General features: G+C 66.5%; 21 protein-coding genes. 9 read left to right on the top strand and 12 right to left on the bottom strand.

Annotated elements, in window-relative coordinates:
* Positions 1-3 precede the first annotated feature (3 nt).
* Both cydB and cydX read left to right on the top strand, forming a co-directional pair.
* Positions 4-1,167 carry a cytochrome d ubiquinol oxidase subunit II gene (gene cydB, locus F804_RS0102065; RefSeq protein WP_022706081.1) on the top strand — a complete coding sequence of 388 codons (1,164 nt, stop codon included), beginning with the start codon at positions 4-6 and terminating at the stop codon, positions 1,165-1,167.
* An 18-nt stretch (positions 1,168-1,185) separates the two neighbouring features.
* On the top strand, positions 1,186-1,323 hold the full coding sequence (gene cydX / locus F804_RS15355) for a cytochrome bd-I oxidase subunit CydX (RefSeq protein WP_022706080.1): 138 nt from the start codon (positions 1,186-1,188) through the stop codon (positions 1,321-1,323).
* 59 nt (positions 1,324-1,382) lie between these two features.
* On the opposite strand, the gene F804_RS0102055 is transcribed toward cydX, so the two are convergent.
* The 3 genes from F804_RS0102055 to F804_RS0102045 all read right to left on the bottom strand — a co-directional run bounded on the left by F804_RS0102055 (position 1,383) and on the right by F804_RS0102045 (position 4,307).
* Entirely contained in the window at positions 1,383-2,171 is a 789-nt protein-coding gene (locus F804_RS0102055) for an ATP-binding cassette domain-containing protein (RefSeq protein WP_022706079.1), read from the bottom strand.
* Between the two features lie 2 nt (positions 2,172-2,173).
* On the bottom strand, positions 2,174-3,298 hold the full coding sequence (locus F804_RS0102050) for an ABC transporter permease (RefSeq protein ID WP_022706078.1): 1,125 nt from the start codon (positions 3,296-3,298) through the stop codon (positions 2,174-2,176).
* Positions 3,299-3,368: 70 nt separating this feature from the next.
* The gene (locus F804_RS0102045) at positions 3,369-4,307 is read right to left on the bottom strand and encodes a sugar ABC transporter substrate-binding protein (protein ID WP_022706077.1); all 939 of its coding nucleotides are present in this window, start codon (positions 4,305-4,307) and stop codon (positions 3,369-3,371) included.
* 166 nt (positions 4,308-4,473) lie between these two features.
* On the opposite strand from F804_RS0102045, the gene F804_RS0102040 reads away from it, so the two are divergent.
* Entirely contained in the window at positions 4,474-5,472 is a 999-nt protein-coding gene (locus F804_RS0102040) for a LacI family DNA-binding transcriptional regulator (RefSeq protein ID WP_022706076.1), read from the top strand.
* Between the two features lie 37 nt (positions 5,473-5,509).
* On the opposite strand, the gene F804_RS0102035 is transcribed toward F804_RS0102040, so the two are convergent.
* The 3 genes from F804_RS0102035 to F804_RS0102025 are packed head-to-tail and all read right to left on the bottom strand — an operon-like array spanning position 5,510 to position 8,668.
* Positions 5,510-6,643: a Gfo/Idh/MocA family protein gene (locus F804_RS0102035; RefSeq protein ID WP_022706075.1), complete on the bottom strand. Its 1,134-nt coding sequence runs from the start codon at positions 6,641-6,643 to the stop codon at positions 5,510-5,512.
* 10 nt (positions 6,644-6,653) lie between these two features.
* The gene (locus F804_RS0102030; protein ID WP_022706074.1) at positions 6,654-7,547 is read right to left on the bottom strand and encodes a sugar phosphate isomerase/epimerase family protein; all 894 of its coding nucleotides are present in this window, start codon (positions 7,545-7,547) and stop codon (positions 6,654-6,656) included.
* A 17-nt stretch (positions 7,548-7,564) separates the two neighbouring features.
* Positions 7,565-8,668 carry a Gfo/Idh/MocA family protein gene (locus F804_RS0102025; RefSeq protein ID WP_022706073.1) on the bottom strand — a complete coding sequence of 368 codons (1,104 nt, stop codon included), beginning with the start codon at positions 8,666-8,668 and terminating at the stop codon, positions 7,565-7,567.
* Between the two features lie 116 nt (positions 8,669-8,784).
* On the opposite strand from F804_RS0102025, the gene iolD reads away from it, so the two are divergent.
* From iolD to F804_RS0102005, 4 genes are read left to right on the top strand one after another with little or no spacing between them, the layout of a single operon-like run.
* The gene (gene iolD / locus F804_RS0102020) at positions 8,785-10,650 is read left to right on the top strand and encodes a 3D-(3,5/4)-trihydroxycyclohexane-1,2-dione acylhydrolase (decyclizing) (protein ID WP_022706072.1); all 1,866 of its coding nucleotides are present in this window, start codon (positions 8,785-8,787) and stop codon (positions 10,648-10,650) included.
* Complete coding sequence (gene iolC / locus F804_RS0102015) at positions 10,650-11,630, top strand: 5-dehydro-2-deoxygluconokinase (protein ID WP_022706071.1); 981 nt, start codon at positions 10,650-10,652, stop codon at positions 11,628-11,630. Before iolD ends, iolC begins: the two co-directional genes overlap by 1 nt.
* A gap of 11 nt (positions 11,631-11,641) precedes the next feature.
* Positions 11,642-12,499, top strand: coding sequence for a 5-deoxy-glucuronate isomerase (locus F804_RS0102010; protein WP_022706070.1), 858 nt, complete (start codon positions 11,642-11,644; stop codon positions 12,497-12,499).
* The gene (locus F804_RS0102005; RefSeq protein ID WP_022706069.1) at positions 12,496-13,326 is read left to right on the top strand and encodes a class II fructose-bisphosphate aldolase; all 831 of its coding nucleotides are present in this window, start codon (positions 12,496-12,498) and stop codon (positions 13,324-13,326) included. The genes F804_RS0102010 and F804_RS0102005 overlap by 4 nt, the downstream gene beginning before the upstream one ends.
* On the opposite strand, the gene F804_RS0102000 is transcribed toward F804_RS0102005, so the two are convergent.
* Positions 13,327-14,154: an aldo/keto reductase gene (locus F804_RS0102000; RefSeq protein ID WP_022706068.1), complete on the bottom strand. Its 828-nt coding sequence runs from the start codon at positions 14,152-14,154 to the stop codon at positions 13,327-13,329.
* Positions 14,155-14,248: 94 nt separating this feature from the next.
* Between F804_RS0102000 and F804_RS0101995 the strand changes: the two genes are divergently transcribed.
* Positions 14,249-15,154, top strand: a complete 906-nt coding sequence (locus tag F804_RS0101995) for a LysR family transcriptional regulator (protein WP_022706067.1) — start codon at positions 14,249-14,251, stop codon at positions 15,152-15,154.
* Here F804_RS0101995 and F804_RS0101990 read toward each other — a convergent pair.
* The 3 genes from F804_RS0101990 to F804_RS0101980 form a co-directional block, all read right to left on the bottom strand.
* On the bottom strand, positions 15,139-15,435 hold the full coding sequence (locus tag F804_RS0101990) for a DUF6525 family protein (protein ID WP_022706066.1): 297 nt from the start codon (positions 15,433-15,435) through the stop codon (positions 15,139-15,141). The genes F804_RS0101995 and F804_RS0101990 overlap by 16 nt on opposite strands.
* The gene (locus tag F804_RS0101985) at positions 15,420-16,625 is read right to left on the bottom strand and encodes a GTP-binding protein (protein ID WP_022706065.1); all 1,206 of its coding nucleotides are present in this window, start codon (positions 16,623-16,625) and stop codon (positions 15,420-15,422) included. Before F804_RS0101985 ends, F804_RS0101990 begins: the two co-directional genes overlap by 16 nt.
* 141 nt (positions 16,626-16,766) lie before the next feature.
* Positions 16,767-17,018, bottom strand: coding sequence for a hypothetical protein (locus F804_RS0101980; protein ID WP_022706064.1), 252 nt, complete (start codon positions 17,016-17,018; stop codon positions 16,767-16,769).
* Positions 17,019-17,247: 229 nt separating this feature from the next.
* Here F804_RS0101980 and F804_RS0101975 point away from each other — a divergent pair, with 229 nt between their 5' ends.
* The gene (locus F804_RS0101975; protein ID WP_022706063.1) at positions 17,248-18,276 is read left to right on the top strand and encodes a sulfotransferase family protein; all 1,029 of its coding nucleotides are present in this window, start codon (positions 17,248-17,250) and stop codon (positions 18,274-18,276) included.
* Positions 18,277-18,285: 9 nt separating this feature from the next.
* Here F804_RS0101975 and F804_RS0101970 read toward each other — a convergent pair whose 3' ends face one another.
* Positions 18,286-18,774 carry a cell wall hydrolase gene (locus F804_RS0101970; RefSeq protein WP_022706062.1) on the bottom strand — a complete coding sequence of 163 codons (489 nt, stop codon included), beginning with the start codon at positions 18,772-18,774 and terminating at the stop codon, positions 18,286-18,288.
* Positions 18,775-18,930: 156 nt separating this feature from the next.
* Positions 18,931-20,238 carry a dicarboxylate/amino acid:cation symporter gene (locus F804_RS15350; protein WP_022706061.1) on the bottom strand — a complete coding sequence of 436 codons (1,308 nt, stop codon included), beginning with the start codon at positions 20,236-20,238 and terminating at the stop codon, positions 18,931-18,933.
* Between the last annotated feature and the right edge of the window lie 95 nt (positions 20,239-20,333).

Below are 20,333 nucleotides of genomic sequence, written 5' to 3'. Positions count from 1 at the left end.
AAGATGATCCTTCACGAACTGATATCCTATGACGTGCTGCGCGTGACCTGGTGGCTTCTGCTGGGGGTCCTGCTGATCGGCTTCGCGCTGACGGACGGCTTCGACATGGGGGTCGGCGCGCTGCTGCCCTTCGTCGGGCGCACCGACACCGAACGGCGCATCGCCATCAATACCGTCGGCCCCGTATCGGAGGGGAACCAGGTCTGGTTCATCCTGGGCGGCGGCGCGATCTTCGCGGCCTGGCCGCCGCTCTATGCGGTCAGCTTCTCGGGGTTCTACCTTGCGATGTTCGCGGTCCTCTGCGCGCTGATCCTGCGGCCCGTCGCGTTCAAGTACCGCTCCAAGCGGCCGTCGCCCGCCTGGCGGAACGGCTGGGACTGGGCGCTGTTCGCGGGGGGCGCCGTGCCGGCGCTGGTCTTCGGGGTCGCGGTCGGCAACGTGCTGCAGGGCGTCCCGTTCGAGCTGACGCCCGATTTGTTCTCGCGCTACGAGGGCAGCTATTTCGGCAAGTTCCTGGGGCTGCTGAACCCCTTCGCGCTGCTGACCGGCGTGGTGTCGCTGGCGATGCTGGTGACGCATGGGGCGGCGTGGCTGTCGCTCAAGGCCGAGGGCGTGGTCGCCGATCGCGCCCGCCGCATCGGCGGTGTGACGGGCGTCGTGACCATAGCGGGCTATGTCCTGGCGGGGCTGTGGCTGGCCTTCGGGATCGAGGGTTACGGCATCATCGGCGAGGTGGTGACCGACGGGCCGTCGAACCCGCTCTACTCCGAGGTCGCGCGGACGGACAGCTGGCTTGCGGCCTATGTCGCGCGGCCCTGGATCGTGGTGGCGCCGGTGATGGCGCTGGCGGGCATGTCGCTGGCCGTGGCGGGCCTGCGCGCGGGCCGCGAGGTCTCGACCCTTGTCTGGTCCAAGCTGGGAATTTTCGGGGCCATTGCAAGCGTGGGGCTGACGATGTTCCCGTTCATCCTGCCGTCGTCGCTGCATCCGCGTTCGTCGCTGACGGTCTGGGACAGCTCGTCCTCGCATCTGACGCTGTTCATCATGCTGGTCGCGACGGTGATCTTCATGCCGATCATCCTGGCCTATACGGCCTGGGTCTATCGCGTGCTGTGGGGCAAGGTCGGCGAGGCCGACGTGACCGCCAATTCCGACAGCCTGTACTGAGGGAAAGGGAAAGCAACGATGTGGTATTTCGCCTGGCTTCTGGGGCTGCCGCTGGCCGCGATCTTCGCGGTGATGAACGCGATGTGGCTGGAAATGCAGCGCGACCGCGTGCTGGCCGACGAACATGACGACCGCCCGCCCGCGGTCCGTGACTGAGATGCGACGCGGCCCCGGCATCGCTGCCGGGGCCGCGTTGGTTTCGGGGCAGGGGGCCGTCAGACGGTCCCGCCCAGGCTTCCCTCGAGCGCGGCGAGTTCCTGGCCGCCCGCCATCATGTCCTGCAGTTCCTCGGGGGTGATTTGCCCGCGCTGCGCGGTGCCAAGCGTCTGGCCCCGGTTCAGCACCGTGAAGCGGTCGCCCACCGCCATCGCGTGGCGCACGTTGTGGGTGATGAACACGACCGCGATGCCCTGCTTGCGCACCTTGTCGATGGTCGCCAGCACATTCGCCGTCTGGCGTACGCCAAGCGCGCTTGTCGGCTCGTCCAGGATCAGCACCTTCGCGCCGAAATGGACGGCGCGCGCGATGGCGACGGTCTGACGCTCGCCGCCCGACAGGGTGCCCACCGCCTGATCGGGGCTGCGCAGGTTGATGCCCATCTTGCGCATCTCCTCCATCGTCACGCGGTTGGCGTAATCGTGGTCGAAGAACCTGAACGGGCCGACCTTCTTCTCGGGCTCGTTGCCCATGAAGAAGTTGCGGCTGACCGACATCAGCGGGATCATCGCCAGATGCTGGTGGACGGTGGCGATCCCCGCGGCGATGGCGTCGCGCGGATCGTTGAAATGCATCGGGCGGCCTTCGAACAGGATCTGGCCGTGGGTCGGCTTGTGGACCCCCGACATGGTCTTGATGAAGGTCGATTTGCCCGCGCCGTTATCGCCCAGAAGGCAATGGCATTCGCCGGGAAAGATGTCGACCGAGACGCCGGCCAGCGCGATCACGCTGCCGAAATGCTTCTCGATATCGGTCATCTGGATAATCGGAGCGTTCCCGTTGGTCATGATCAGCGCTCTCCGGTGATGATGCGGCGGATATTGGTGTTCAGGATCACGGCGCCCAGCAGGATCACCCCCAGGAACACCCGGAACAGCGAGCTTTCGACATCCGCGAAGAACAGGCCCTGCTGGACGACGCCGAAGATCAGCGCCCCAAGCGCAGCACCGATGACCGAGCCGTAGCCGCCCGTCAGCAACGCGCCGCCGATGACGACCGCGATGATGGCCTCGAACTCCTTCAGAAGCCCGCGATCGGCGCCTGCGGATCCGAACTCCATCACCTGGCAGACGGCAAAGACCGTCGCGCAGAAGGCGGTGAACATGAACATCAGGATCTTGACCTTGTTGACGGGCACGCCGGAATTGCGCGCGGCCTCGGCATCGCCGCCTGCGGCGAAGATCCAGTTGCCGAATTTCGTGCGCGTCAGCAGCACATGGCCGAAGACGATCAGGACCAGCGCCCAGACGATCAGCATGGGGATGCCGTCGACCACCGGCTGACCCGCGCGGGTGCCGCGATCGAACACCGAGATCAGCCCCATGTCGCCCAGCCAGACGAACAGCCCGCCCAGGATCTTGCCGCCGAACGCCGCGGCCAGCCAGTCACCCTGCGCCGCGTCGCGGATGCCGCCGATGATGGTCTTCCGCTCGATCATCTGGGGCAGGAAGATGGTGAAGCCGCGCAGGATGAACAGGAAGGCCAGCGTCACGATGAAGCTGGGCAGGCCCGTGCGCACCACGATCCAGCCGTTCAGCGCCCCGATCGCCATGCAGAGCGCGAAGGTCGCAAGGATCGCCATCCACATCGGCCAGCCAAGCGTGACGCCCAGGATCGCGATGATCATGCCCGCGAAGCCGATCATCGAGCCGACCGACAGGTCGAATTCGCCCGCGATCATCAGCAGGCAGGCGCCGACCGCGATGATCATGAACTGTGCCGAGACGACGGCCCAGTTCATCACGCCCTGGCTGCTGAACATGCCGCTGTCGAATGCGAACAGCAGGAAGAAGGTGAAGACCGCGACCGTGCCGACCATGCCGCCCAGTTCGGGCCGGATCAGCGCGCGGCGCAGGGCCGATATTTCCTTGATCCGCTCGTCCTGCGACGGCGAAGTTGAAGCTGCGTCGCCCATCAGCGCGCTCCTGTCGATGTTGCTTGTGGGGAAGGGGCGCCCGATGGCCGGGCGCCCGGATCGTCGCGGCTCAGCGATACTCGCCGGCGAACTGCTCGATCTTCTCGAGGCCCTCTGCGGTCACGAAGCCCGGACCCGCATTGATGTTGTTGCCCGGAAGCACGCCATAGCGGTGATAGTTGGTCATGATCACGACCGGCAGATAGGCCTGCAGGAAGGGCTGCTGGTCGATGCCCCATTCGATGACGCCGGACTTGATCGCCTTCACGATTTCCTCGCCCAGGTCGAAGGTGCCGAAATAGATGTCGCCCGCCATGCCGTTTTCCTCCAGCGCCAGCAGGGTCGGATCGGCCGAGACGGGCCCGAGCGTCAGGATCGCGTCGGTGTCGGGATTTGCGGACAGGTAGGCCTGCACGCGGTTCTTGATTTCCGCGGGGTCGGCGCCGCTGTCCAGCATCGAGGTGCCCAGCTCGATCCCCAGCCCGTCGGCAAAGCCCTGGCAGCGTTCGGCCAGGGTCGGCTGCTGGATGGCGTGGTTCACGCAGAGGAAGCTTTCGATCCCGTCGCCCTTGGCGCGCTGCCCGGCGGCAAAGCCCGCGTCGTATTCGGGCTGGCCCACATACATCAGGGCGCCGACCTCGCGGGCCTGATCGCCGCTGCCGGTGTTCATGATGATCACGTCCACGCCCGAGGCCACGGCATCCATGATCGGCTGCTTCAGCACGTCGTAATCGGCCAGCGTGGTGATGATGCCGTTCGGCCCCGAGGCTGCGGCCTGTTCGATGATGCGCGCCATGTCCGCGATGTCGCCGGTGGGCGGGTTGCGGTATTCGACCTCGACATCCAGCTGCTCGCCGGCCAGGGCGATGCCGTTCTTGATGGTGTTCCACCAGCTGTCGCTGTCGGGGGCGTGGCTGACAAGGATGTATTTCTCGCCCTCGGCCATGGCGGCAACGGGGGCAGGGGCGATCGCGGCGGCGATCAGAAGCGTGCGAACCGTTCTCTTCATTGAACCCTCCCAGATTCGTTCAGGCAGGCCGTTCGGCCCATCCTCCGCAGAAAAGATAACCACACGTCACGTCATATTGCAACCGGTTGCAATATGGACGCGCGAAATCTAATGTCCAAAGCTGCACAGACAGGGTATCGGAATGCCAAATCGCAGCGGAGCCGGCATGGTCGTCACATTGAAAGAGGTCGCGGAACGCGCGGGCGTCAGCCGCTCGGCCGTGTCGCGCGCCTTCACGCCCGGCGCCTCGGTCAGCGACAAGACCCGCCGCAAGGTCGAGAAGGCCGCAAGGGATCTGGGCTACAGCCCGAACGCGCTGGCCTCGTCGCTGACGACGGGGCGGACGCGGATGATCGGGCTGGTGTCGAACAACTTCCACAACCCGATCTTCCTGTCGATCTTCGACCAGTTCACGCGCGGCCTGCAGGCGCGGGGCCTGCGCCCCCTGCTGGTCAACCTGACCGACGAGGTGGAGCCCGCGAACTCGGTCCGGATGCTGCGGCAGTATTCGGTGGATGCGGTGATGGTCGCGTCATCGACCCTGCCGCCCGAATTCTCGCAGGCGTTCCGCGATGCGGGCGTCCCGGTGGTCAACGCCTTCGGGCGATATTCCAGCGCCCCGGACGTGCATGTCGTGGGGATCGACAACGTGGAATGCGGGCGCATGGCGGCGCGGACGCTGATTGCGCGGGGCTATGTCGATCTGGCCTTTCTGGGCGGACCCGAGGCCGCGACCTCGACCCAGGACCGGCAGGCGGGGTTCCTGTCCGAACTGGCGGCGCATCCGGACGTGCGCGTCACCTGCAGCCATGCCCGCGCCTACAGCTTCGAGGCCGGGCGCGAACGGATGCAGCAACTGCTGAAGGATCGGCCCGCGCAGGCCTATTTCTGCGGTGACGACGTACTGTCCATCGGGGCGATCTCGGCCATCGCGGATGCGGGCCTGTCGGTGCCGGACGATATCGGCATCCTGGGCCTGAACGACATGGAGGTCGCGGGCTGGGAAAACATCGCCCTGACGACCATCCGCCAGCCCATCCGCGAGATCGTGAATTCCTCGATCGAGCTGATGGTGGCGACGATGGACGATCCCGACCGCTATCCCGAGGCGCGGCTGTTCCCCTGCAGCATCGTCGAGCGCAAGACCCTGCGCCCGCTGCCGTAACCGGGGTGGGGCGGCCCCGAAGGACCGCCCGCATCGTTCATCGGAAGATCGAGGGGCGGGCCTCGACCCATTCGCCCTGCCGCTTGGCGGATGCCACGGCTGCATGGACCGCCGCCATCGACCGCACGCCATCCGCCGCAAGGGGCAACCCGTCGCGGTCATGGCCCGCGATGGCGTCGGCCAGATCGCAATAGATGTTCGCCACCGCCAGCGGGAAGCCTTCGGGATGGGCGATGGCCACGCGGCTGAGACGCTGCGCATCGGCGTGCAGGCCGCCTTCGCCCTTCTCGATGATCTGCGTGCGACCGCCGACGGGGGTATGGATCAGCTGGTTCGGCTGTTCCGATGCCCAACGCAGCCCGCCGGTTTCGCCGAAGACCTGGATGTCGAAGCCGTGCTGACGCCCGATCGCGACCGAGGATGTCCAGAGACGCCCGACCGTGCCGCCCTCCATCCGGAAGTTGACCATGGCGTCGTCTTCCAGTTCCCGGCTGGGAATGGTCGAGGCGAAATCCGCCGACAGCCGCTCGACCTGATCGTCGGCGATGAAGCTGGCCATGTGCAGCGCGTGGATGCCGCAATCCGCGAACTGCCCCGACACCCCCGCCATCGCCGGGTCATAGCGCCAGCGGACGCGCGGATTGTCCGCATCGGTCGCATCGCCGTGATGGCCGTGGCTGAAGTTCGTGACCACCAGCCGGACCTTGCCGATCTCTCCGTTGCGGACCATCGCGCGGGCCTGCCGGACCATCGGATAGGCCGAGTAGCAGTAGTTCACCGCACAGATCTTGCCCGTGTCGCGGGCGATGCGGACGATCTCTTCGCCCTCCTCGACGGTCATGGTCATCGGCTTTTCGCACAGCACGTTGAAGCCGGCCTGCAGGAACGCCTTGGTGATCTCGAAATGGGTCGAGTTGGGCGTGGCGACGGTCACCAGATCGATGCGGTCGTCGCGGTTGCGCTCACCCTCCAGCATCTCTTGCCAGCCGCCATAGGCGCGGTCGGCGGCGATGCCCAGTCGGGTCGCATATTCGCGCCCGATCTCGGGGCGGTGGTCCAGCGCGCCCGCCACAAAGTCGAAGCGGCTGTCGGCAAGGGCGCCCAGACGGTGCGCCGGGCCGATCTGGCTGCCTTCGCCGCCGCCGATCATGCCCCATTTCAGTTTCGTCATGGCCTGCCCCCTATTTGAAGCCGATTGATTCAAGGTATTCGCGATTGGCGCGGCTGTCCTCCATGGGGGTCACGTCCATGGTCGGATCGCAATCCTGTTCGACCGTGCACCAGCCCTGGAAGCCCGCATCCAGCAGCACCTGCCGGACCGCCGGGAAATCGACATCGCCCTGGCCCAGCCTGCAGAAGATGCCCTGACCGCAGGCGTCGTAGAAGCCGGTGCGGTTCTGGATCACCGAAGCCTTCACTTTCGGATCGATATCCTTGAAATGCATGTAGGAAATGCGATCCATGTGGCGCTTCATGAAGGCGATGGGATCGAAGCCCGCATATGAATGGTGGCCGGTGTCGAAGCAGATCTTCAGGATCTTTTCGTCGACCTCGTCCAGCAGGCGTTCCAGTTCGGGTTCGAAATCCATGAAGCCCGCGGCATGGGCGTGGATGCCGACGGTCAGGCCGTATTCCTCGGTGCCGATGCGGGCGGATTCCGCGATGCGGTCGCGGAAGGACTGCCATTCGGCGCGGTCCATCTGCTCGGCCTCGGAGGCGCGTCCGGCGGTCGGCGCGCGGCGCGGCGAGATGGAATCGATCAGCACCATGTGCTGCGCGCCATGCGCCTTCAGCGCGCGGGCGGTGCGGTGGGTGGCGTCCAGCACCTCGTCCCAGGAAGCGGGGTCGTGATAGGGGCGGAAGACCACGCCGCCGATCAGTTGCAGGTCATGTTCGGCCAGCGCATCGGCAAGCACCGCGGGGTCTTCGGGCATGAAGCCGACGGGGCCAAGCTCGATCCCCTTGTAGCCGGCCTGGGCGCATTCCTTCAGCACCTGCCGCCAGTCGGGATTGCGCGGGTCGCCGGCAAATTCCACACCCCAGCTGCAGGGCGCGTTTCCGATACGAATGCTCATCTGGTGTTCTCCGGTGATCAGATGTCTTGAATGTCGATCCAGCGGCGGTCGCTGGCGGATCGCAGGGCGGCCTGGACGACGCGCGTCACCTCCAGCCCGTCGCGGAAGGTCGGCCAGACGGGGTGCCCCGTCTCGATCGCCTTCAGGAAATCGCGGGCCTCGATGATGATCTGGTCCTGGTATCCGGTGCCGTGACCCGGCCCCAGGCAGAAGGGCTGATAGTCGGGATGCGCGGGGCCGGTCAGGATCTTGGTGAAGCCGCGCATCGCCTCGTCCCCCTCCATCCGGTACAGCCAGATCGCGTTCTGGTCTTCCTGATCGAAGCGGATCGCGCCCTTGGTTCCCGAGATTTCATAGGCATAGCCCATCTTGCGACCCGTCGCGATGCGCGAGAAATACATCTGCCCCATCGCGCCATTGTCGAAGCGCACCATCATCTGGGCGTGGTCGTCATTCGTCACCTCGCCGCCGGGGCGGGTGGGGTGGACGGTCTCGATCTCGGCCATGACGCTGCTGATCGGGCCCAGCAGGGCAAGGGCGCCGTTGATCATGTGCGGGGCCAGATCGCCCATGGTGCCGTTCGCCATGCCCGTCGTGCGCCATGTCGCGGGGGCCTGCGGATCGGCATAGAAATCCTCGGTATGTTCGCCGCGGAACATGGTCACCTGGCCGATGACGCCATCCGCGATAAGCTTGCGCGCATATTGGCTGGCGGGCGTGCGGATATAGTTGAAGCCGACCATGTTGGCCTGGCCGCTGGCCTCGGCGGCGGCGACCATCGCGCAGCTGTCCTCCAGCCCGGCGCCCAGGGGTTTTTCGCAGAAGACCGGCTTGCCAAGGGCAAAGGCGGCCTCGGCGATCTGGCGGTGCGTGTCCTGCGGCGTGGCGATCACGATGGCCTCGACCCGGGGGTCGTTCACCAGTTCGCGCCAATCCGCCGTCGCGCGGGCAAAGCCGTATTCGCGCCGGTATCGTTCCGCGCTCTCCGGGCGCGAGGCGCAGATCATCTCCAGTCGTGGCCGCAGCGTCGTGGCAAAGACCGCGCCCACCGCCGCCATCGCGACAGAATGCGCCTTGCCCATGTAGCCGCCGCCAAGAATTCCAATTCCGATTTCGCGCAACTTTCGTCCCCTCCCCGAAAATCAAATTGCAACCGGTTGCAAAAGTTGTATCGTCAGATTCGACCACCTGCAAGATGCAATCACCCCAAGGCTGCAAGATTAACGAGGCCAGCACCATGACCCAACCGACCATCCGCCTGACCACGGCGCAGGCCATCATCCGCTGGCTGGCGAACCAGTATATCCAGATCGACGGGGCCGAGCATCGCGTCTGCGGCGGCGGTTTCGGCATCTTCGGCCACGGCAATGTAACCTGCCTGGGCGAGGCGCTGAACACCATGCGCGAGGAACTGCCGCTGTATCGCGGCCAGAACGAACAGAGCATGGGCTTTGCCGCCGCAGGCTATGCCAAGCAGTGGCTGCGCCAGCGGTTCATGTTCTGCACGGCATCGGCGGGACCGGGCACTTCGAACCTGCTGACCGCGGCGGCGCTGGCCCATGCCAACCGGCTGCCGATGCTGCTGCTGTGCGGCGACAGCTTCGTGACGCGCCTGCCCGATCCCGTCCTGCAGCAGATGGAGAATTTCAACGACCCCACCTTCGGCGTGAACGACGCCTTCAAGCCGGTGACGCGGTACTGGGACCGGATCGCGCATCCCGCGCAGATCCTGCAATCGCTGCCGAACGCGCTGGCGACGATGCTGGACCCGGCCGATTGCGGGCCCGCCTTCATTGGGCTGCATCAGGATGTGCAGGGCTGGACCTACGATTATCCGGCGGTGTTCTTCGAGAAGAAGGTCCATCGCATCCGCCGCCAGACCCCGGACCAGGCAGAGATCGCGGATGCGATCGCGCTGTTGTCTGGCGCCAAGCGTCCCATGATCATCGCGGGCGGGGGCGTGCAGTATTCCCGCGCGGTGGCCGAACTGACCGCCCTGGCCGAGGCGCACGACATCCCGGTGGTCGAGACCATCGCGGGCCGCGCCAACATGCTGGACGCACACCCGCTGAATATCGGGCCGATCGGGGTCACCGGATCCGACAGCGCCAACGCCATCGCGGCGAAGGCCGACGTGATCCTGGCGGTCGGCACGCGGCTTCAGGACTTCACCACCGGGTCCTGGACGGCTTTCGCGCAGGACGCGCGCTTCGTGTCGGTGAACGCGGCGCGGCACGATGCCAGCAAGCACCTGTCGCTGCCCGTGGTGGGCGATGCGAAGCTGTCGCTGATCGCGCTGCGGGCGGCCCTGGGCGGATACCGCGCCCCGACCGAATGGGTGGAATTTGCCAAGGCCGAACGCGCAAGCTGGAACGATTACGTGGCCGAGAACACCCGCGCGGGGAACGGGCCGAACAGCTATGCCCAGGCCATCGGCGTGGTGAACGCGCTGTGCGACAGCCGCGACCGGATCGTGGCGGCGGCAGGCGGTCTGCCCGCCGAGGTCACGGCCAACTGGCGGACGCTGGACATCGGCACGGTCGATGTCGAATTCGGTTTCAGCTGCATGGGTTATGAAATCGCGGGCGCATGGGGCGCGCGCATCGCGCAGGCGCAGCAGGAACCGGATCAGGACACCATCACCTTCTGCGGCGACGGCTCCTATCTGATGCTGAACTCTGACATCTACAGCTCGGTCCTTAGCGACAAGAAGCTGATCGTGATGCTGTTGGACAATGGCGGCTTCGCGGTCATCAACAAGCTGCAGAACAACACCGGTAATGACAGCTTCAACAACCTGATTGCGGATTGCCCGACCGTGACCCGCCCCTTCGGCGTCGATTTCGCGGCCCATGCCGCGGCGATGGGCGCCACCGCCGAGCGGGTGGAAAACCCCGCCGAACTGGCCGAAGCCTTCAAGCGCGCCAAGGCCAGCGACCGGACCTATGTCATCGTGATGAACGTCGATGCCTACGAGGGTTGGACCAAGCAGGGCCATGCCTGGTGGGAGGTCGGCACCCCTCATGTCACCGACAGCGACAAGGTGCACCAGGCGCATCTGGACTGGGAATCGGGCCGCGCGAACCAGCGGAGGGGCGTCTGATGCAGGCGCTTCTGGACGCCATCGCGAAGCGCAGCTTCGTGGTCTTCGGGCGGGCGGGGATGGACCTGTTCGCCGCAACGCCGGGCGTGAAATCGGAAGATGCCGGGATGTTCCAGGCCGATCTGGGCGGCTCCTCGGCCAATATCTGCGCGGGTCTGGTCAAGCTGGGCTGCCGCGCGGCGCTGGTGACCAGCGTATCGGACGACGCGGTCGGGCGCTTTGCCGTCAACCGGCTGCGGCATTACGGGGTCGACACGACCTATCTGCAGGTGGTGGGGGGCGAATACCGCCTGTCGCTGGCGGTCTATGAAAGCCGGATCGAGGGTTTCCAGAACGTTATCTATCGCAACGGCGCCGTCGATTTCCAGGTGACGCCGCAGGATGTCGAGCGCGTCGACTACGCCGATTTCGGGGCGCTGATCACCGCGGGCACCGTTTTTGCCGCCGACCCCGCGCGCGAGGCGACGTTCCACGCCTTCGACCTGGCCCGTCGGGCCGGGCTGCCGATCATCTTCGACATCGACTATCGCCCCTATTCCTGGCCCTCGCCCGAGGTCGCGGCGCAGGTCCTGTCGCGGGCCGGCGCCGAAAGCGACATGATCGTCGGCAATGACGAGGAATTCGGCTTCATGGCGGGCGGGATCGACAAGGGGCTGGCCAAGGCGCGCGAACTGGCGGCCCAAGGCAAGCTGGTCGTCTACAAGATGGGCCACCAAGGCGCGATCACCTTTGCAGACGGGCAGGAGATCCGCACCGGCATCTTCCCGGTGACCGCGATCAAGCCCAACGGCGCGGGCGACAGCTTCATGGCAGGGCTGCTGGCGGGCATCGCCGATGGCCGCCCCCTGCGCGAGGCCGTGCTGCGCGGTTCGGCCTGCGCCTCGATCGTGGTGTCGCGCCCCGGCTGCGCGCCCGCCATGCCCGACACCCAAGGATTGAACGAATTCCTGGCCGCCCATCCGGGCGCGACGGATTGCTGAAGGAAAGACCCATGCATATCGCCCCCTATGATAACCGGAACGAACCCATCGTCGATGTCGATGACGCGCTGGTTCCGCTGAACTATTTCAACATTGTGAAGCTGACGCAGGGCCAGCATTTCGACTATGCCGTGCCGGGTTACGAGACCTGCGTCGTGCCCGCGACGGGCACCGTCGATGTCGCGGTCGATGGCGCGCATTACCCCGATCTGGGCAACCGGACCGAGGATGTCTGGGACGGAGAGCCCGAGGGCGTCTATGTCCCGGTCGGGGCGAAGGTCCGGCTGAGCTGCAAGTCGCCGCAGGCCGAGATCTTCGTCGCGGGCGCGAAATACGACCGCGTGCTGGAGCCCTTCGACGTCCGCGCCGCCGATCTGGACGTGGTGCAATACGGGTCCGACGACACCAAGACCCACCGCAAGATCAAGCACATCCTGGGGTCGAACCATCATGACCGTGTGGGCCGCCTGCTGGTCTCGGAACTGTTCACTGTGGGCGAGGGGGGCTGGTCCGGCTTTCCCAGCCACAAGCACGACACCGACCGCAAGGCCGACGATGGCAGCATGGCCGAAACGCGCCATGACGAGACTTACAATTTCCGCTTCAAGCCGAATTACGGCTCGGGGGTCCAGATGCTCCAGCGCGAGGACGGCAAGCCGGGCGATGCCTATCACATCGTGGACGGATCGACGATCTGCCTCGACAAGGGCTATCACCCCTGCGCGGTGCTGCCGGGTTACCAGATGTATTACTTCACCATCCTCGGCGGCCTCAGCCAGCGCAGCCTGAAGCAATATTTTCAGCCGACCCATGCGCATCAGTTGCACACGATCCCCGGCATCATGGACATGGTGAGCAAGTTCAAATGAGCCTCGTGACCCTTGCCGACGTGCTGCAACCGGCGCTGCGGGGCGGATATGCGGTCGCGGGCCTCGTGACCCTTGGGTGGGAGGACATGCGCGCCTTCGTCGCCGCCGCCGAGGCCGAGGATTGCCCCGTGATCCTTCAGGCCGGCCCCGGCTGTCGCGCGCATACGCCGCTGCCGGTGCTGGGCGCGATGTTCCGGCACCTTGCGCAGCACGCCTCGGTCCCCGTCGTGGCGCATCTGGATCACGGCTATACCGTCGAGGAATGTCGCGAGGCGATCGCGTGCGGCTTCACCTCGGTCATGTTCGACGGATCGCGCAAACCCCTGGACGAGAACATCGCCCAGACCCGAGAGATCGTGCAGATGGCCCATGCGGCGGGCGTGTCCTGCGAGGGCGAGATCGGCTTTGTCGGCTATTCCGGCGGCGACGATTCCGCCGGGACCGACCCGGACGAGGCCGCGCGCTTTGCCCGGGAAACCGGCGTGGACGCGATGGCCATCTCGGTCGGCAATGTCCATCTGCAGCGGCAGAAGGAGGGCGGCCTGGACGAGGGCCGCATCCGCGCGATCGAGGCCGTGACCGATGTGCCCCTGGTGATCCACGGCGGATCGGGCGTGCCGGTGGCGCAGCGCACCGCCCTGGCGCGGGGTTCGGCCATCTGCAAGTTCAATATCGGGACCGAACTGCGCATGGCCTTCGGTCAATCGCTGCGCGAGGCCGTCACCCGCGATCCCGACCGCTTCGACCGGGTCGAGATCCTGCGCGAGACGCACGACCCGGTCGTGACGGCGGCGCGTGCCGTCCTGAGGGCGATGAAGCCCGCCTGATCAGTCGTCCCAGTCGGGGGCCAGCGTCTCGGGCGCGACGATCCGGCCATCGGGGCCTGCAAGCGCGTCGATGCGCGCGATTTCGTCGGCGGTCAGCACGATTTCGGCGGCACGCAGGTTGCCGGCCAGCCGCGACGCCTTGGCGGTCTTCGGCAGGGCGATCATGCCCGGCTTGGACAGCAGCCACGCGACCGCGATCGCGGCGGCGGTGGTGTCGTGGGCCTCGGCGATGGCGGCCATCGTGTCGTCCTGCATGACGCGCCCCTGCGCCAGCGGGGCATAGGCGGTCAGCGGGATGCCCGCATCCTGCATGAAGGACCGCAGGCGGGTCTGGTCGATGAAGGGATGCATCTCGACCTGGTTCGTGGCGATGGGCGCGCGCATGATCCCCTGTGCCTCGGCCAGCATGGCGGTGGTGAAGTTCGACACGCCGCCGAACCGGACCTTGCCCTCGTCGATCAGCGCGTCCAGCACGGGCAGCGTCTCGGACAGGGGAATGTCCCTGGACGGCCAGTGCAGCAGCAGCAGGTCGATGTGATCGGTCCCAAGTGCGCGCAGGCTTGCCTCGGTCGCCTTGCGGAAATCGGCGGCGGCGAAGTCGCGCGGCAGGATCTTGGTCGTCAGGAAGATCCGGTCGCGCGGGGTGTCGGCGGCGCGGATGCCCTCGCCGACCTCGGCCTCGTTCTCGTAGGCCTGCGCGGTGTCGATATGGCGGTACCCTTCGGCCAGCGCGGCCTTGGTGATCTCGCGCGCCTCGCCCGCATCCATCCTGAAGGTTCCCAGCCCCAGGCTGGGGATCGCGGCGGGGCCGATATTTCGGATCGTCATGTCGTCTGCTCCTTCCAAAGCGTCTTTCGCGGCCAAGATGGATGCGCTAGGTCTTTGCGTGAACGGAAGGTTTGGCAAAGGGGCTTTGCGCCGGATGCACGAATTGCCACAGACGCGCGACCTTGCGGTCTTCGTCGCCGTGGTCGAAGGCGGCGGCTTCGCCGAGGCCGGGCGCAGGCTGGGCGTCGCGCCCTCGACCCTCAGCCGGACGGTCACGCGGCTCGAGGAGTTGCTGCATGTCAGCCTGCTGCGCCGCTCGACCCGCGCGATCGAGCTGACGCCCGAAGGCCGCCAGCTGCTGCAATTGGCGCAGGAGATCGTGCGCCAGACCGAGGCGCTGGCCGATCTGGCGCAGGGCAGCCGGACGCCGCGCGGTCCGCTGCGCGTCAACGCGCCGGTGCCCTTCGTCCTGCACGTGATCGCGCCGCGCCTGGCCGAATTCCACGCCCGCCACCCGCTGGTCGAGGTGACGCTGGACATGACCGACCGAACCGTCGACCTGATCGAGAGCAGGGCCGACATCGCGATCCGCTTCGGCCCCCTTGCCGACAGCGACCTGCTGCATCGCCCGCTTGGCCGCGCGCCGTGGAAGCTGTGCGCCGCGCCGGATTATCTGGACCGGCACGGCTGGCCGCGCGAACCTGCCGATCTGGCGCGCCTGTCGCAGGTGCGTTTCACCGCGCCCGATCACATCAACACGCTGCGTTTTCGCGGGTTGGACGCCCCCGTCGCCGTGCCCGCCGCCGTCAGCGCCGCGAACGGAGAGGCGGTGCGCAGCCTCGTGATCGGGGGCATGGGGATCGCCCGCTTCTCTGATTTCATGGTGGCCCGCGACATCGCCGAGGGGCGCCTGGTCGAGCTGTTCCCCGACCGGCTGGAGGCCGCGCCGCTGGACATCACGGCGCTGTTCCTGACGCGCAGCTCGGGGCTGCGGCGGCTGGCGGTCTTTCTGGACTGGCTGGCCGAGATCCTGCAGGACCGCGATCAAGCCGCGGGGTGATCGCTGCCATAGAGGCCCGCGGTATCGCGGCGCAGCTGCCGGTTCTCGACCTGCGCAAGATAGCTGCGCGCAAGATCGACATCGCCGCGCCCCTCGCGCAGCGCCTTCTGCCACAACCGCAACGCCGAGCGCGGCGACCAGGGCAGCGCCGCATGGGCCAGCCAGTCGCGCAACTGCCCGGGCAGGCGGTCGTATTCCGCCATCGGATCGACGGTCCTGCGGCGTTGGCGCAGCTGGCTACGCGTGTTCCGGTCGGTCGCCTGCATCACGCGATCCTCCATTCCGGGAAGGGGTCGGGCAGGGCGGCCCATTCCTTCGGGCGCAGGCGGTCGACGCCTTGCAGCAATGCGCCGTCCAGCGCCGCCGTGATCGCGGCCCGGTCCATCGCGATGCCGATGAAGACCAGCTCTTGCCGCCGGTCGCCGAAAGGTTCGGACCAATGGCGGTCCAGGTAATCCCGCGCCTGCGCATGGTCCGGCCAGCGGTCGCGTGGCACCGCCGCCCACCACGTCCCCGACGGGCGTATGCTGGCCATCGTCCCTGCCAACGAGAACTCGGCCAGCCAATCGGGCCGCGTCGCGATCCAGAGATGACCCTTGGCGCGGATCACTCCGGGCAGATCGCCCGCAAGAACCTCGTGGATGCGGTTCGGATCGAAGGGCCCGCGCGCGCGATAGGTGAAGCTGTCGATGCCGTATTCGAGGGTCTCTGGGGTGTGATCGGCAAAGCCGTGCAGCTCCTTGGCCCAGGTCGAATGCAGATGCGCGCGGTCGAAATCGAAAAGGCCGGTATCCAGGATGCGGTCCGCCGCCACCTGCCCGTGATCCGCGGCCAGAACCTGCGCATCGGGGTTCAGCGCGCGAACGATGCGCTGCGCAAGGGCCAGCCGATCCGGGCCGGCATCGGTCGCCTTGTTCAGCACGATCACGTCCGCGAACTCGATCTGGTCGACCAGCAGATCGACGATGCTGCGCCGGTCCTGTTCGTCGGCGGCCTCGCCCCGGTCGCGCGCAAGGTCCTGGCTGTCGAAATCGCGGGCCAGCGTGATGGCATCGACGACCGTCACCATCGTGTCCAGCCGCGCCACGTCGGTCAGGCTGTCGCCTTTCTGGTCGCGGAACTCGAATGTCGCGGCGACGGGCAGCGGCTCCGAGATGCCCGTGCTTTCGATCAGCAGGTGGTCGAAGCGCTGTTGATTCGCAAGGCGGCGCACCTCGGTCAGCAGGTCGTCGCGCAGCGTGCAGCAGATGCAGCCATTCGACATCTCGACCAGCGTTTCCTCGGCATGGCTCAGTTCCGCGCCGCCGTTCCGGATCAGATCCGCGTCGATGTTCACATCCGACATGTCGTTGACGATCACGGCGACGCGGCGGCCTTCGCGGTTGTGCAGGACCCGGTTCAGAAGCGTCGTCTTGCCCGCTCCCAGAAAGCCCGAGAGGATCGTGACGGGCAGGCGGTCGTCGAGGGGCATGGGGTCTCCGTTACGTGATACTGTAACGCACATACCGCCGGAGACGAATGGCCGCAAGACCACCGCAGGAATGAAAAGGACCGCCGGCCCCGGTCTGGGGCGGGCGGTCCATCGGTTCGGGGCCGGATCGCGGCGCGGCGATCAGAAGTAGCCGTGGCTCGAATTGTCGACCGGGCCTTCGGGGGCCTGGATCTTGGTCACGGTGACCGTATCGTCGGCGGACAGGCCCGCATCGACCAGTTCGCGGGTGGTCATGACGCTGCCTGCGGCGACCTCGACGGTCGTGGCGGTTTGGGCTTCGCGGTTCGATCCACCGATCGGCCCCGAGCTGCTGGCCTGGGCGACACCGGTGGCAAGGGCGAGGGCGGCGATGGCGTAGGTGACGGTTTTCATTTTATAAACTCCTGGCTTTCTGGTGGCGGGCCGTGTCCGGTCCGTCTTCATGAACAGGAGATAGGTTCCGACCCCGCCCGTGATTACCCGCCGGATTCGATCTTCAGAGTTCGCCCTCGGGAAACAATCGCGGGGTTGAAATTCGGGGGTGCGTGCACTGGCGCTGTCTCGACAGTCATGCATCCAACCGCTAGGCAAGGCGCGATCAGGGGTTCAAGGGGCCGACGCGATGCTCATCGTTCACGCAGGCATGCACAAGACCGGCAGCAGCTCGATCCAGGAAACCTTCTTCGGGCTGCGTCGGAATGGCGTCAGCTACTTCAATCCGGGGCGCAAGAACCACGGCGTGGCCTTCGAGGCGCTGACCAATCCCGACGCCGAGAATAACTTCGCGTTTCGTCAGCTCGGGATATCCGGCGACAGGCTGACGGATATGAAGCGCGAGACATATGAGAAATTCGATGCCTTCCTGCGGGAGCTGAGCGGGATCGGCATTTTTTCTGCCGAGGCGATCAGCCTGCCCCAGGACGACGGTCGGATCATCGCGTTCCGGGATATCCTTGCGCAGTTCGATCTGCCACTGCGGGTGGTCATGTATCTGCGATCACCGCATTCCTTCATGGAAAGCGCCTTCCAGCAGCGGGTGAAGGCGGGCGGCCTCGGTCGGATAGAGCCGTTGGGTCTGTGGCCGCAATATCGCAAGCGGGTCGAGCGTCTCGATCAGGCATTCGGGCAAGACCGGGTCGAGCTTCGGATGTTCGACCCGTCCCGTTTCCCGCAGGGCGATGTCGTGCGCGATTTCGCGGAACTGGTGGGTGTCACGCTGCAGGACCACGAGATCCGGCGGGTCAACGAGGGGCTGAGCGCCGAGGCTGTCGCCCTCATCTACTTCCAGCGAAAATTCGGCGGGGGGCTGGAGACCGAAGGCCCCGGCCGACCGGCGCGGAACGAACGGTGGGTTCAGGCCCTGAACGGGATCGGCAGGCGGAAGCTGGGTCTGTCCGACAACCTTCTTGCGCCCGCGTTCGAGCGTCATCGGGCGGATCTGGACTGGATCGAAGGGCGGATCGGCTCGAAGCTTGTCGATCCGGCCAGCAAGGACCGCGTCGTCATCGACAGCGAGGGCGATCTGCTGGACCTTGCCGCCGACAACCTGAAGCACGTCCAACGCATCCTGGCCGAGCGGCTTCGGGAAACCGAGTTCTCGGATCAAGCCCCGGCGGTCGGCATGCTGGAGCTGCTGCGGACGCTGGCCTGATCTGTGGCCCTATCGCCCGGTGATGCCCTCGAGCGGGGGCAGGGGGCGCGGTTGGGTGACCAGATGCGGCTTGCGGCGTTCATAGAAGGCGTTGCCCCCCGCCGTCACGACATAATGCATGTTGTCATAGCCCGCGCGATAGCTTGCGGCATGGAAGAATTCGGCCCGCCCGACCAGCGGATGGCGTTCCCCGCGCAGGACCGAGGCCGCGGCACCCCGGATCTGGGGGGCGGTGCGCAGGTCCATCCTGCGCGTCATCACCCCGCTTGCGAACTGGTTCTTCTGCCCGACGACGGCGCAGACGCTGTTGGGATATTCGGGCGACCTGACGCGGTTCATCACCACGCTGCCCACGGCGATCATCCCGTCGCGGCTGGAGCGGATGGATTCGAAATACATCGCCCGCTCCATGCATTCCTGCGCGGAGCGTTTCGAGGGCATGCCGCAACCGGCAAGGGCAGCCACGAGGGCCAGTGTCGCGGCGTGGGCGAAGCGCATCCTGTCATCCATTCGCTGGTGTTCGTTGCGCGACACTGCCACGGCTCCCGCGCCCATGCCAGCGGTTCGGAAGAATGCGACGGATCCTCGGCGGTTCCTCACCGGTCGCGGGCTGCGCGGGGCGCGACGGATGCCGCCCCGCGCGGGTCTGCGCGATCAGCCGCGCATTTCCTTCAGCGACGCGCTGTCCAGAACGTGCGGCGTGTCGTATGCGGCCTGGTCCAGCTCGCCCTCGCTTTTGGCGACGAGGACGGTCACGGCGGCATCGCCCGTGACGTTCAGCGCGGTGCGCGCCATGTCCAGGATCCGGTCGATCCCCGCGATGATCGCAACGCCCTCCAGCGGCAGCCCGACCGAGGTCAGCACAAGCGACAGCATGATCAGGCCCGCGCCCGGAACGCCCGCGGTGCCGATCGAGGCCAGCGTCGCCGTCAGGACGATGGTGACGTAATCGCCCATCGCCAGATCGACGTTGAACGCCTGCGCCACGAACAGCGCGCAGACGCCCTGGTACAGCGCGGTCCCGTCCATGTTGATCGTCGCGCCAAGCGGCAGCACGAAGCTGGACACGCCCTTCGACGCCCCGAGGTTGCGCTGCACCGCCGTCATCGAGACCGGCAACGTCCCCGAGCTGGAGGTGCTAGTGAAGGCCACCATCTGCGGCTCCAGCACGCCCTGGAAGAAGCGCACCGGGTTCAGCCCGCCGCCAAGGCGGATCATCCCGCCATAGACGACCAGCGCGTGGATGACGCAGCCCAGATAGACGGCGAAGATCACCGCGCCCAGGGGTAGCAGCAGCTCCAGCCCATAGGTGCCCGCGACCCAGACCATCAGCGCGAAGACGCCATAGGGGGCGAAGCCGATGATGATGCTGGTCAGCTTGTAGATCACCTCGGACAGGCTGTCGAAGAAGTCGCGGACGATCCGCCCCTTCTCGCCCGCCATGTTGATCGCGATGCCGAACAGGATGGCGAAGACGATGATCTGCAGCACGTTCCCCTCGGCCGAGGCCGAGACCGGGTTCGTCGGCACCAGCCCCACGATCGTGTCGATCAGGCTGGGGGCGTCCTTGGCCTCCATCGCGGCGGCGGCCGACATGTCGATGCCCGCGCCCGGCTGGATCACCGCGCCCAGCACCAGCCCGATGGTGATCGCGACGGCGGTCGTCATCAGGTACAGCGCGACCGTCTTCAGCCCGATCCGCCCCATCTTGGACATGTCGTGCATCGAGGTCATGCCGACGACCAGCGACACGAAGATCAGCGGCACGATCAGCATCTTGATCGCGTTGACGAAGATCGTGCCGATGGGCTTGATCGCCTCGGCGGCGGCTTCGTTGCCGGTCTGGTTCAGCACGACGCCGATGACGACGCCCGCCGCCAGCGCCAGGAAGATCTGCTTCCACAAGAGCATGGACCGCCAGCGCCCCCAGAGGCCGCGCGGTGCATCAGATCTGTCGTTCATGTCTCACTCTCTTCTGTTGGTATTTTTCCGGTGCCTGCATCGGGATCGCGCTGCCCGATGTCGGGGTTGCTGCCACGGATGGCTGACGTCCTTGC

The organism is Paracoccus zeaxanthinifaciens ATCC 21588, from assembly GCF_000420145.1.
In the GTDB taxonomy this organism is placed as follows: Bacteria; Pseudomonadota; Alphaproteobacteria; order Rhodobacterales; family Rhodobacteraceae; genus Paracoccus; species Paracoccus zeaxanthinifaciens.
The sequence above is the reverse complement of the archived record's forward strand: the minus strand, read 5'-3'. Positions and strand labels throughout refer to the sequence as shown.